Annotated in this window: 10 protein-coding genes; 9 read left to right on the top strand and 1 reads right to left on the bottom strand. The window is 68.7% G+C overall.

The window, feature by feature from the left end:
* Positions 1–225 precede the first annotated feature (225 nt).
* Positions 226–1368 (bottom strand): hypothetical protein, encoded by a 1143-nt coding sequence (locus ACWCQ6_RS14315; RefSeq protein WP_451088911.1) that lies wholly within the window; start codon positions 1366–1368, stop codon positions 226–228.
* A gap of 806 nt (positions 1369–2174) precedes the next feature.
* Between ACWCQ6_RS14315 and ACWCQ6_RS14320 the strand changes: the two genes are divergently transcribed.
* From ACWCQ6_RS14320 to ACWCQ6_RS14360, 9 genes are all read left to right on the top strand, one after another.
* Positions 2175–2345 (top strand): hypothetical protein, encoded by a 171-nt coding sequence (locus ACWCQ6_RS14320; protein WP_177328114.1) that lies wholly within the window; start codon positions 2175–2177, stop codon positions 2343–2345.
* Positions 2346–2558: 213 nt separating this feature from the next.
* A complete protein-coding gene (locus tag ACWCQ6_RS14325; RefSeq protein ID WP_451088913.1) occupies positions 2559–5507 on the top strand; it encodes a lantibiotic dehydratase in 2949 nt (982 codons plus the stop codon).
* Positions 5504–6805, top strand: a complete 1302-nt coding sequence (locus ACWCQ6_RS14330) for a lanthionine synthetase C family protein (RefSeq protein ID WP_451088915.1) — start codon at positions 5504–5506, stop codon at positions 6803–6805. Before ACWCQ6_RS14325 ends, ACWCQ6_RS14330 begins: the two co-directional genes overlap by 4 nt.
* A 66-nt stretch (positions 6806–6871) precedes the next feature.
* Complete coding sequence (locus ACWCQ6_RS14335) at positions 6872–7717, top strand: hypothetical protein (RefSeq protein WP_451088917.1); 846 nt, start codon at positions 6872–6874, stop codon at positions 7715–7717.
* Positions 7701–8690, top strand: a complete 990-nt coding sequence (locus tag ACWCQ6_RS14340) for an alpha/beta fold hydrolase (protein WP_451088919.1) — start codon at positions 7701–7703, stop codon at positions 8688–8690. The genes ACWCQ6_RS14335 and ACWCQ6_RS14340 overlap by 17 nt, the downstream gene beginning before the upstream one ends.
* Entirely contained in the window at positions 8687–9220 is a 534-nt protein-coding gene (locus tag ACWCQ6_RS14345; protein WP_451088921.1) for a hypothetical protein, read from the top strand. The genes ACWCQ6_RS14340 and ACWCQ6_RS14345 overlap by 4 nt, the downstream gene beginning before the upstream one ends.
* 52 nt (positions 9221–9272) lie before the next feature.
* Positions 9273–10250 carry an LLM class flavin-dependent oxidoreductase gene (locus ACWCQ6_RS14350; protein WP_451088923.1) on the top strand — a complete coding sequence of 326 codons (978 nt, stop codon included), beginning with the start codon at positions 9273–9275 and terminating at the stop codon, positions 10248–10250.
* A 96-nt stretch (positions 10251–10346) separates the two neighbouring features.
* Positions 10347–11144, top strand: a complete 798-nt coding sequence (locus ACWCQ6_RS14355; protein ID WP_451088925.1) for a GNAT family N-acetyltransferase — start codon at positions 10347–10349, stop codon at positions 11142–11144.
* A 420-nt stretch (positions 11145–11564) separates the two neighbouring features.
* Positions 11565–12515, top strand: coding sequence for an SDR family NAD(P)-dependent oxidoreductase (locus tag ACWCQ6_RS14360; protein ID WP_451088927.1), 951 nt, complete (start codon positions 11565–11567; stop codon positions 12513–12515).
* The last annotated feature ends 311 nt before the right edge of the window (positions 12516–12826 follow it).

Here is a 12826-nt window from a genome sequence, read left to right on the forward strand (position 1 = left end):
AACGCGGCCGCAGCTTCGGCCAGAACGGTCCTGCAGCAGGATCTCCCAGGTGCCGTCGGCTGACCATAGTGCGTGCCGTTTCAGGGACGGTCTGCCACAGCCCGAAGCGTGGGACGGTCTGCCACGGCCCGAAGCGTCCCGGGCGGCCAACCGCGAACTCACCCGTGCCCTGAACCACTGCGGATGATCGGCACTTCCACGGCGGTGACCGCCCGGCTGTCCGCGCTACCGTTCACGCCAGGTGTAGGGGGCGACGGCGGCGGTGTCGATGTCGGTGTCGGGCCAGCGGCGGCGCAGCAGGGCCGCCGTGGACCGGCACCAGGCCGCCAGGTGGGGGAGTACCCGGTACGCCTCGGCGGTGCGGGCTCCGGATTCCAGCAGGGCCACCATCTGGGTGCGGGAGTCGTTGCCGGGGCTGTGTGCGTCCAGTGTCGTGAGCCGGCCGGTGCGCATCATCACCCAGACCATGGAAGCCGAAGCCAGGCCGAAGCCGAACCGCTGGTCGTCCTCGGCCTCGGGGACCGTCCGGGCAAGGGCTCGGCGGAACGCTTTGACCTGGCTCGGCCCCGATACCCCCAACCAGTTCGGGCCGGGGACTGCGAAGCTTGTCGCGGCGGTGAGGGCATGACGGAAGCCCGCCCCCTCGAAGTCGATCAGCTTGCCGCCGCCGCTCGGCCCGGTCAGGAAGTTGTGTGACTCGGTGTCGCCGTTGGTCAGGGCCAGGAATGGGCCGGGGTCTGTCAGTTCGGCCACGGCCGTTCCCAGATCGCGCTCCGCGGCGGCGGGCAGCGGGACGCCGAAGGCGGCTGCCCGGCCGAGCCCGTTCCGCCAGAGGCCGGTGTAGGCGTGTTCCCAGTCGCCCAGCCGGTCAGCGCCGGTGCCCAGCGCCGTGCGGCGGGCGTTGAACAGCGCGGCGCGGTCGGCGGATGCGGCGGCCAGCTCGCCCATCGAGGAGGCGAAGGCGGTCAATTCGGCGTCCAGAGCCGGGGTGTGGCCGTCGCGGTGCAGCAGTTCGGCCAGTTCGGTGCGCGGGTACAGGTCCTCCAGCACGAGCAGGCGGGAGTCCGGTGAGGCGGCGTGCAGGCCCGGTGCGAGGTCGAGGCGGAGGTCGTCGGCGATGAAGGCGAGCGCGGCGTGCTCGCACCGCGTCAGCTCCTCAGCGGAGCGGAGGCCGTATCCCTCGGGGCGGCGGCATTTCACGATGACCGTCTCGGGGAGTCCGGTCGCCTCCACCAGGTGGACGCGCAGCACCCAGGGATGATGCAGCGGCTCGATGCGCTCGACAGTGGTCCGGGCACCGACAGCGGCCGTGAGCAGTGCCTCGATCTCGGCGGATGCAGGAACGGCGACGTCCAGAGGTGAAGGCATCGGGGGATCCTCGCACGGCCGGGCCGAGAACATGCAGAAGCCGCACGGCGCCGCACGCCTCACCCGCGGCGGCCGCCGTCCGCACTTGCGGACAGCAGCGACATGGCCTCGGAGAGACGAACTCGCCGCGGCCTTCCGCCGCGCTGCCCCGCCCGGCCGGCTGACCGGCAAGCCCATGACTGCCCACGCCCCGAGGACCTGGAGAACCCGACCACTGCGCCGGGACTTCACCATGCCCGAGCACTGAAATCGCGTCGCCGACCCGACAACTGACGATCAGCGACGACGCCTCATCACCTCAACCGAAACGGCGAGGTTGGCCGCACAGGAACCTTCCCGGTTGCCAGGACCTTTACGTTCTCAGTGGGGATGGGGGAATCTTTCTGGCCGGAAATCGCTCCCACTCCGGGCTGCCGTAGCGTTTCATTCTCCGACTTGCCAGTGCGAAGACTGAAGTGACGGAATTGCCCCTATGGGTGACCGCCCGAGCGAGCGAAGTAACGGCGGCGTCTTTCACAGGGGAGGTCGGGTGTCAAGTGTTCAATGAATTTTGATGGCGGAGTGGCGCAATGCAACCTCCGCGACCAATGTTCGCATATGGGACATAGTCCGGGGAATCTCTCCTTCCTTTTGAAAGGTGTTGACACGTATGATCATCGGCACTTAGGTTCCTGAGCGGAAAGTTCTGGCGTTCGGCGTGGAAACCTGTAGCAGATATTTCTTCCTCGCAGGGGCACGGGCCATTGGGCCACGGGAAATATCCGTTACTTTCCACGCACGCCCTGACTATGAACAGGAGTTGCATCATGAGCACGGATCTCCTCATCGCAGCGGCTGACGAGGAACTGAGCGACCTCGACCTCGACGTCCATTTCATGTCGAGTGGCGACGTGGCTGACCAGATGTACAGCTGTGCGGTCGACAGCATGGGCAACGGGTCCAGCACCTCCAACGGTTGGCGCACCTGCTGCGCGTAATCATCCCGTGAGGGATATTCGGAAATGCCAGGCCTGCGAGAAGAGGCTCAGTCCTCTTTTCGCGGGCCTGGCGGCTCGTTCTTATGGAGGCAGGGGATGAAGGCGGGTTACTTCACGTCACGGGAACCGCTGATGCTTCGTGCGGTGGCCACTTCTCAAAGCCCGGCCGAAATTCCCTCGCCTCCGGCGAGCGAAACGTACGACTTTTGCGACATGGATCTCCTGGCTCAGATCCGGCTCCTGGCATCGGACCGACGCCTCCGTGACGCCGTGGCGGTGTCGAGCCCGTCTCTCGACAAGACGTTGGAACGGCTGCTCGAGGGCGCGGAACTGCCGCGGAAGCGCCTGATGAAGATGGCCGTCTCGCTCACCAAGTACGCCCTGCGCATAGCCGGCCGGCCGACACCTTTCGGCCTGCACGCCGGAGTCTCCGTTCTGGAGACGGCGGGCACTGCGCGCGTGGAGCACACAGAGCGCCGTGTGAGAGCACGGTTCGACGAGGCATGGTTCTCCGAGGTGGCGCGGACCCTGCTGACGTACCCGAGCGTGCGTCACTCGCTCACCGTCGTCGTCACCAACCTGGGCTACGTCCGCGGGGACAGGCTCGTGCTGCCCAGCACGCAAGCCCCGGACGGCACGGGGGAGAAGGGCAGCGGCCAGGCGAGCATCCGCATGACACCGCTCCTGGCCACCGTCCGTGAGACGGCGGCGAAGCCGATCCGGTACGCGGAGCTGGCCGACCGGCTGGCCGGCACCCTGCCCGATACCCCGGCCGAGCAGGTCGACCGCTACCTCCTCGGGCTCGTGCAGAACGGCGTCCTGCTCACCTCGCTGCGCTCCGACCTCCTCGACGAGCTGCCGCACGACGGCACCTGTCCGGAGTCCGACACGATGCGGGAGCTCCGCACCCGCCTGCGGCGTTACGAGGAGCGCCCGGACTCGGCGGAAGGGATCGAGGAGCTCAGGACAGCCTCCCGTACGGCCAAAGGTCTCGCCGAGACGGCCAAGGGTGCCATCCAGGTGGACTTGGACCTGGGGATCCGGGCCGCTGTCCCGCCCGGCGTGCTCGCGGAGATCGAGGCGTACGCGTCCTCGATGTGGCGCATCACCCCCGACGAGCCCTCGCACCCGCACATGGTGTCGTACTTCTACGCGTTCATGGACCGCTACGGCAAGTACGGGGCGGTCCGGCTCGAACAGCTCATCGACTCGCACCGAGGCCTGGGCTTCCCCACCGGCTACCGCCACCCCCTCGTCAACTCCCGGGTCTTCCCCGACGTCACGGGCACGAAGGACGAGCTCCGCCAGGCGCGGCGCGAGGAACACGTGGCCGTGCTGCTGCACAGCGGACTGACACACCCGGACGGAGAGGTCGTCCTGGACGAGTCCGATGTGGAACTGCTCGCGGACAGCACACAGGCACCCCCGTACGACATGGATCTCTGCTTCCAGCTCAGGGCCCGGAACACCGACGCCCTGAACGCCGGTGACTTCGAGCTGGTCTCGTCACCGCTGGTGGGCGCGCGTGTCATGGGTGCCACCATGGGGCGGTTCGCGGAACTGACCGGCAGTGTGGACCGGCTTGCCGCGCTCTACCCATCCGGCCACTCCTCCGGTATTCACGCGCAGGTCTTCTTCGAGCCGACCTCGGCGCGCGCCCGCAACGTGATGCGCACGCCGCGCCTCGTCCCCTTCACCCTCCCCATCGGCACCTTCGTCGGCCGGGAGGACGGCGGCCGTCCCGTCGACTGGCGAGAACTCGTCGTCCACTCCGACGGAACGAGGCTCCGCCTCCACTGGCCGCGTGAGGACATGGAGGTGCATCCCTTCGTCCCGCACATGCTCGCGCTGCAGGGGGGCGCGCCGAACCTGGCGAGGTTTCTCAGCGAACTGCGGTACACGAGCGGCCGGAAGGCCTGGCGCGAATGGAACTGGAAGGGGCACGACGCGCTGCCCATGCTGCCGCGCGTCCGTATCGGCAAGGTCGTCGCCTTTCCCAAGACCTGGCGCGCAACCCCTGCCTTGCGCCAGGCCGCAGGGGACCCTTCGGCCTGGCACGAGGCGGTCCCGCGGTGGCGGGATGCGTCACGCGTCGACCGACGGGTCGGCGTCGTGGACCAGGACCGCGTCTACGTGCTGGACCTCGACGACGCCTTCCACCGCGAGATCCTCCGCCGCGACCTGCTCAAGGGCGGGATCACCCTGATGGAGGGACCGGGCAGGGGCGAGGAGGACTTCGGCTGGCTCCAGGGCCGGTCCAACGAGATCGTGGTTCCGCTGCGCGGGAGGGCCGGCACGGACGATCCTCGGCCGCCGCACCCGCCGGCAGTGATCGAGCCCGTGCACCACGGTCTCGGCGGCGACTGGGCGTACGTACGGCTGTACGCCGACCTCGACACCCATGACGAGCTGATCGCACGCCATCTGCCGCAAGTGATAAGGAAGATGGCCGATCTGGCCGACCAGTGGTTCTTCATCCGTTTCAACGATCCGGAGCCGCACATCCGCCTGCGTCTGCACAGCGCCGACGCGAGGACGACGGGACGCATGCACGAGCGGCTGCACGAGAACCTGCGGGCACTCATCCGCAAGGGTCTCCTCCGCCGCGTCAGTGCCGAATCCTACGAGCCGGAGACCGAGCGCTACGGCGGGCCCGAGGCGCTGTCGCTCGCCGAGAGGATCTTCTGCGTCGACAGTCAGGTCGCCGTCAACCAGATCCGTCTGTTGAACCGTGGCCAGGCCCTCGGTGCCGCCGCGAACACTGTCCTGGTGGCCGGCTACGCGTCCCTGCTGGAGGCCCTCGGGGTGGACTGGACCACATGGGCGGCGGAACGGTTCATGAAGTCCAGGGACGGGGCCGTCGGGCGTGACCAGATCGACGAGGTGTGCCGGATCGTGACGGCCAAGGACGTCGCACGAAGCGTCACCGAACGTCTTCCGGCGCTCGACCTGGTACGGGCCTGGGGAGACAACGCTGCTGCGCGCGGCTACGGCGAGTGCATCTCGCGGGATCCGTCCCGGTTCTCCGAGAAGCAGCAGAACTACGCCATCTCCAGCCTTCTCCACATGCAGCACAACCGTCTCGTCGGCGTGAACCCGGAGAACGAGGAACGGAGCCTCATCCTGCTCGGCCATGCGGCGCGAAGGCTGCGACACCGATGACCGACGGAACCAGCAGTGTGCGCCGAGTCTGCCAGAACGTCTCGGCCAGGCTCGTCGACCCCGCGTCCGTCGTGAGGACGTTCACGGACTCGTTGGGCGACGGCGCGACCCCGGCGCAACTGGAGGCACAGACGCGGAGCCTGGGCAGCGGGCTGCCCGGCGTGGCCCTCCTCTTCGGCGACTGCGCACCTCCCGGCCTGCGGATGGACCGCGTGTCACACCGGCACTTCACCGCGGCCGTCCAGTTGTTGCAGCGCGGTCCGGCCAGTGACCCCGGACTTCACTCCGGGCTCAGTGGCCTGGCGTTGTCGATCCTTCTGTGCCGTGGAAGTGGCAGCGGGTACGGAAGCGCCCTGCAGGGGCTCGACGCTTCCCTGGGCGCCATCGTGGCAGCGGTGTGCACCTCCGTCGAACGCGATCCCATCGGCGACCGGGCCCGCTTCGACGCCATCAGCGGTCTGGCGGGCGTGGGCCGGTACGCCCTGTTGAGGGGCGCCCCGATGCGGGACACCCTCGTGTCGGTCCTGAAGGCACTGGTCGCTCTCGGAACGAGTCGTTCCGTCGACGGCCACCACATTCCCGGTTACTGGACGTTGACGAGACCGCGCGGCGGGCTCGTCGCCTCGCCACGCGCCGGCAACCTGAACCTCGGCATGTCGCACGGCATCGCAGGCCCGCTGGCACTTCTGGCCCTCGCCCACAAACAGGGGGTGTCCGTACCCGGTCAGCTGAAAACGATAGAGATGCTGGCCGCCGTCTACCAGGATCGTGCCCGGATGGGGGAGCACGGTGTCTTCTGGCCCGACTTCATCTCATGGGACGCGTGGCTTTCCGGTGAGGGCGACGAGGAGAGCGGAAGAACGGCGTGGTGTTACGGCAGTCTCGGTATCGCCTCGGCGCTGCGTCTCGCGGCGGACGCGACAGGTCAGGAGGAACTGCGCCTGCTGGCCCATTCGGCCGTGGAATCCATGGTCCGCGTACCGCTGAGCCGATGGCCGGTGCGCAGCGCCGGGCTCTGCCACGGCTGGGCCGGTGCGCTCAACTGCCTCAAGTTCTTCGCGACGGGGCCACGTGCCGAGGAGGTGAACCGCGTTCGTGAAGAGATCGCTGATGTGGTTCTCCGGCTCTACGACGAACGGGAACCCTTCGGGTTCGGATACCCGGACGAAGACGGGCGGACGACGCTCGCGCTCCCGGGTTTCCTCGACGGCGCCACCGGCGTCGTCCTGGCACTGGACGCCTACGCCTCGGGAAGCACCGAGGCAGCGCCGTGGGACGCGGCGCTCCTGCTGGCCTGACAGCAGCCCGGCGGACGATCGGAACAGGTGGGGAAATCAGACATGCGGTGGTCAGGGAGATTTCGAGTGCCGCGGCCGGGCCGCGCACGCGCACTGACGACGACCGAGCAGATCAGCGCGATCACGCACCTGGTCGCAGCTCTCGAGTCGCTGACGAACGAGCGCCGGACGCGCAACGCGCCCCTCGTGGACTGGGACCTGGTCCGTGAGGAGTTCGCGTGGGCGCCTCCCCCGGTACAACGGGTCCTGGACTTCGTCGGCCGGCCGCGGGTGAGCCGGTCGATTCAGATCGCCCGCGTGGCCGCGGCGGCGACGCTTGTGGTGCCGTCGACAGGACGCCGGACCAGAGCGGCCGCCGGGTCCTTCCTCGCCCTGTCCTCCCTGGTGGTCAATCCTCGCCAGCACTTCGGGACGGACGGATCCGACCAGGTGGCCTTCACGGTGCAGGGGGTCGCTGCCGTGGCCCGGCTGAGCGAGCGGCAACCGAAGGTGGTCGACGCCTGCCTTTGGTTCATCGCACTCCAGTCGGCCCTGTCGTACTTCGCCGCCGGCGTCACCAAGCTCGCCGGGCCGGGCTGGCGTTCGGGCGAAGCACTGCCTGGCATCCTCCGGACCGAGATCTACGGCGACGAGGGAGCGTACCGGCTCACGCAGCGTTTCCCGGAGCTGTCGAAGTACGTGAGCCACGGGGTGCTGTTGTTCGAGTGTGCGTTCCCCGTGATCTTCGTGGCGAAGGGGAGGGCGGCTCCTCTCATGCTGGCCGTCTCCGGCTCCTTCCACCTGGTCAATGCCCGGGTCATGGGGCTCTCGCGCTTCGTGTGGGCCTTCTTCTCCACCTATCCCGCGGTCCTTTACGTGACGCGGCCGAACAGGATCGGCACAGCGGAGGGACTCCGTGGACACCAGGGATGACGCGCTGCCGCGCCTGATTGCCGCGGTGTTCGGTACTGCTCTGCTCACAGGAGCGGTCGCGCAGCGGCGGACGGCCCGCCGGGTCGCGTGGGGAACCGGTTCGGAGCGATTCGTACGCACCGGCAGCGGCAGCACCATCGCGTATCGGTTCCGGCGTCCAACTCGCCCGGCGCTCGCCACGGATCCCGTGGTGGTGCTTCTGCCGGATCTGGGCGACACCGTGGAGCGATGGAGCGCGGTCGAGGCCGCGCTCGGCGAGGACTTCTCGGTCCTGGCGGCCAACCGCGCCGGATATGGCAGGAGCCGTCTCGGGAGCACCGTCGCGTTCACCCTCGACCTGCTCGTGAAGGACACCGTGGACCTCGTGCGGGTGACTTGCGGGGGCCGTCGCGTGGTGCTGGTCGGCCACGGACTCGGCGGGCTCCTCGCCCTGCGGGCCGCAGCGGACGCGCCCCAGCTGGTCGACGGAGTGGTGGTGATCGATCCCCGGTACCCCGGCGAACTGCATCGGTCGAAGCTGCTTCGATCGCTCTCCGAGCAGACCGGGTTCGGCTTCACCCTGATGCCGCGGTCTCTGCGCTCCGGCCTCTCCCCGCTGCTGCTGGCGCCCCCGTGGATCGAGCAGGTCCCCCGACGTGTGAGGTCGCTCTGCCTGGATCAGTACCGCGCGGCCTCGACCTGGACCGCGGCTGAACGCGAATGGCGGGCCGCACATCGTGAACTGGCCGAGCCGGCCACGGTACCGAAGGTCCCCGTCCCGGTGTCCCTGCTCATGTCGAGCCCCAGGAACGCCGAGAGCCTCGCATACCAGGAGATGCACGCGGAGCTCATGGACCTGCCCGACTTTGCCGGCACCACGGTCCTCGACGACGTCAGGCGAGAAGCAGTGCCGTACCAGGAAGGAGCGAAGAGGATCGTCCATGGGACAAGACGCTTTCTGCATGACCTCTACGAGGCGGAGGCCGACCGTTGAGCCGCAGTGTTCTCGACCGTTCCGTTCGGGTCGCTCTCGCGGGCTGGTTCACCGCGACGGTCCTCAGCCAGCACCCCCACCGGGTGTTCGATGGGCTGCGGCGGTTCGACCGTCTCGGCCTCATCCCGAACTGGCGGTTCTTCGCGCCCATCCCCGCACAGCACGACTACGTCGTGCTCTACCGCCTCGTGCGCGCCGACCGCTCGACCGGGGGGTGGCAGCGGCCGTCGCAACCGTACGAGAGGGGCTGGACCTCCGTCCTGTGGTCCCCGCAGCGGCGGCACGTCAAGTCCGTTCTCATGGTCTGCGGCAAGTTGAGCGGAGTCGTCGCGTCCGCCGGTGTCCAGGGGGTCACGGAGAACCACCTGTACCGAATCCTCCGGGAGTACGTCCGCGCCGAGATCGCGTCGTACCCCGCGAGCGAGCGGGAGAATGCTGTGGCGTTCCAGTTCGTCGTCGTCAAGAGCGGTGGCTACGATCCGGGCGTCAAGCCCAAGTTCATCTTCTCCTCGCCGTCCGTTCCGCTGTGATCGCGGCCGGATCTCTCTTGTACATATGGGGGTTGATGTGCAAAGGAACACGATGACGCCCAACATCGCGCTCATGATGCCCGTCGGAGGCGCGCGGATGCAGGCCGTCCTGCCCTACGCCGCGCTCGCTCAGTCGAGGGGCGGGCGCACGCTCTGGCTCGGCCAGGTACTGAGCGGCGACACACACCATCCGTTCATTCACGCGGCGGCGGCCGGATTTCCGGTTCCCGCGGGCATCGGTGTGTCGCTGATGCCGCTGCGGCATCCTTACGACGCGGCTGTCCAGGCCCAGTCGGTGGCCGCCGCGACCGGGCACCCGGTCGTCGCCGGCTACGGTCCCGGCAGCGTCTCGTTCCAGAAGAGGCTTCTGGGCGCGCCCTATCGAAGCCAGCTGGGGGCGGTGCGGGAGTACGTGAGCATCCTGAAAGGGCTGCTGGACGGGGGAGAGGTGGCCGTCACGGGCGAGTACTTCTCCTTTCACGGCAGACTCCCCAAGGTCACTCGCCCCCGGGTCGAGGTGGGCCTGGGCGTGCTCCGGCCCGGGATGGCGCGGCTTGCCGGAGAGATGGCCGATGTCGCGATCACCTGGCTGGCGCCTGCCGCATACATCCGTGACGTGATCTTGCCGGCGCTGCGAGAGGGGGCGGCCACTCGCGGTCGTGCAGTCCCGCGCGTCGTCGCAATGGTGCCTGCCGCGCTCGATAAGGCCGGCCGGGCGGCGGAAGAACTCGTCCTCGCCGGAAACCGGGCCCATCTCGGTCTGCCCCACTACCGGGACATGCTGAGGCAGGCCGGCATGGACACCGATGTGGACGCGGACCCGGTGAAGGCGGCGAGGGCCCTCGTCGACGGTGGTGCCTTCCTGTACGGGGACGCGGCCGAGCTGAAGGACCGCGTGGCTGAGTACGCGGCGGCCGGAGTGGACGAAGTCGTGGTCAGCGCCGGCGGTGTGGTCGCCCTCGAGGGGCCACGAGCCGGTCTTTCGGAGGCGCAGGCACTACTGGCTGCGTTGGGGTATCCCGCGGTCTGACCGATCGCATGCGGCTCGGGACGGCAACCAAGGAGGGACATGGAGCGGTCGGGGGATCTCCGTCTTGTGGAGGCGACATCCGAGGGTGCACCAGGCGTGGATCCGACGGTCGAGGAGTACGTCGTGCGAGTGGGGGCACGGGATGTCGGGTCCCTTCGTCTGGCCACGGGCGGTGAAGCACCCGTCGGCAGGATCCACTCGTTCCAGGTGGAGGACGACGATCACGAACACCGTCTCGCCCTGCGGGCGGTGCGCGCAGCGGAGCGAGTGCTGTTCCGCGCAGGATGCGATCACGTTCTCCTGACGCTTCCCTCCTTCCGGTTCGGTGATCTCCCGATGCTGTCGCGGGCCGGATACAAGGAGTTCGCCTACGACCTGGGCAAGCGGGTCGGCCCGGGCAACCGGGCCGGCACGGAACTCGGCGAGGGCTATGCGACCGTGTGCACGTCGCAGGCCGGGCGGGAGTCGTGGGAGCAAGGGTTCCTGCGCGGGTACGCGGCAGTGCTGCGCGACCTGGGGCTGCCCGGCGGCTACGCAGAGTCCAGCGCACGGAAGGCCCTCGCCTCCCTCGCGCGCCTGGGTGGAGCAGCGGGGTCCTACCAGCTCCAGGACCTTTTCCATCAGGGCGAGCACGTCGGACGCCTATGCCTCGGCGGGAGCGCGGACGGCCGCACGGGATTCGTCCACGACGTAGGAGTCGAGAAGAAGTATCAGGGACGAGGGCATGGGCGAGTGCTGCTCCAGGTGGCGGAAAATCATGCCGCGTCCGCAGGGAACACCCACATGGCTCTGACAGTGTTCAGGGAGAACACACGGGCCACCCATCTGTACCGGGCGACAGGCTTCAGCCGAACATCCATCCACCTGATGCGACAGCTCCTTCGGGTGCCGTAGAAGCGCCCGCACACGGCAGTTGCGCCGTCAGGCTGCTCGCCCGTCCGGCCTGGTCGAGACTGCTTCGTCTGCAGCAGGGCGTGCAGGCGGTCAGTACCGAAGACGCGTGCGCGGCTCGGGAGCACCTTGTCGACCAGGACCCTGCCCCTGCCGAAAACCTCATTCGTCCTGGTGGGAGGCGGTGCACGGGGATGTGCGGGGTCTCGGGCGCGGGTGTTCGCCCGTCGACGAGCACCCGCACCTGGGGCGTCTCGTGTTCAATGGCCAGACGGGCCGGCACCGGGTCGGCAGGACGCCGGCCGTCCGGTGGGGCTGTCGGTGATCCGTAGGCGACGTGTCGGGAGCCGCTGGAACCGTGGGTGCCGAGCTGCGCTGCAGGGCAGCCGCAGCCGCCTTCAACTGCAAGGGAGCCCCGCTGCCATGTCGTCCACGTCCTCCGTCCCCGCCTGGGATGTTCACCGGCTGCCGCGTGCCGATGGCAGCGTCTTCCTGGTCACCGGCGGCAACGCCGGCATCGGGTACTTCGTCGCGGAGCAGTTGTCCGCAACCGGAGCCACTGTCGTACTGGGCAGCCGGAATCCCGCGAAAGCTGAAGTCGCCACGGCCTCGATCCGCTCGTGTGTCCCTGGCGCCCGGGTGCGCGCCGTGCGGATGGACCTCGCCGACCTCTCGTCGCTCAGAACAGCGGTGGAATCACTGGATGTGGAATACCTTGACGCGGTGGTCCACAACGCCGGCGTCGCGCTCGACGCCCCGCCGCGCCGGGAGACCGTGGACGGTCACGAGCTTATGTTCGCCACGAACCACCTCGGGCACTACGCGCTGACCCACTGGCTGATGCCCCTGCTGTCGGCCGCACCGGCGGCCCGCATCGTGACCATGGGCAGCTTCGCGGCGAAGTCCGAGCGGCTCGACCTCGACGACCTGCAGTCCCGGAAGGACTACCGGCCCAAGCGCACCTATGGACGCTCCAAGCTGGCGCAGATGTACTTCGGCCTCGAACTCGACCGCCGCCTGCGCGCCGTCGACAGCACGGTGGCAAGCGTGGTGGTCCATCCCGGGGGCGCACTGGACTCCTTGACCCCGTCACGGCCGTCAGTCCACGTGCGGACCGCTGGTGCGCGGCTCTGCGGTGCACCAGCCGCCCTCCTCGTCCAGGGCAAGCACGCCGGCGCATGGCCCGCGGTCCGAGCGGTGCTCGACCCCACCGTGCGCGGAGGGCAGTTGTGGGGACCGCGCGTCTTCAGCTTGCGCGGCAAGCCCCGACGTGAACGGATTTGGAACCACCTCACCGACATCTCCGTAGCGGCGCGGTTGTGGGACGCCAGCCGTGACCTGACCGGCGTCGACCTCGGCACCATCTGCGGATAGCCCCAGGCGCGCGTCGGCCAACAAGCATGCCCCGGTTGGCCAACTGCGGCGCTCGGTCACGAGCGACAGTACCCGCCGCCTGCGTGGACGCTCTCCGGAAAGAAGCTCGACGGCGGCGTCACCGAGACCCGGTACACCGGCCGACAGCGGCGGGCCGGTCACGTCCATCAAGACCATCAACCCGATAGGCCACCCCGAGGTCACCACGTTCGACCCCGGACGGGCTCTTCCGCTCACCGTCACCGACGCCAACGGCGGGGTGACACGCATGGAGTACGACGGCCCCGGCAGGCTGGTGAAAGGGTGGTCGG

The sequence above is a fragment of the Streptomyces sp. NPDC001880 genome, from assembly GCF_053594575.1.

Excerpts from the sequence above, each read along its gene's own strand:
- ACWCQ6_RS14350 (WP_451088923.1), top strand. The coding sequence starts at position 9,273 with ATGACGCCCAACATCGCGCTCATGATGCCCGTCGGAGGCGCGCGGATG.
- ACWCQ6_RS14360 (WP_451088927.1), top strand. The coding sequence starts at position 11,565 with ATGTCGTCCACGTCCTCCGTCCCCGCCTGGGATGTTCACCGGCTGCCG.
- ACWCQ6_RS14325 (WP_451088913.1), top strand. The coding sequence starts at position 2,559 with ATGGATCTCCTGGCTCAGATCCGGCTCCTGGCATCGGACCGACGCCTC.
- ACWCQ6_RS14315 (WP_451088911.1), bottom strand. The coding sequence starts at position 1,368 with ATGCCTTCACCTCTGGACGTCGCCGTTCCTGCATCCGCCGAGATCGAG.
- ACWCQ6_RS14330 (WP_451088915.1), top strand. The coding sequence starts at position 5,504 with ATGACCGACGGAACCAGCAGTGTGCGCCGAGTCTGCCAGAACGTCTCG.
- ACWCQ6_RS14320 (WP_177328114.1), top strand. The coding sequence starts at position 2,175 with ATGAGCACGGATCTCCTCATCGCAGCGGCTGACGAGGAACTGAGCGAC.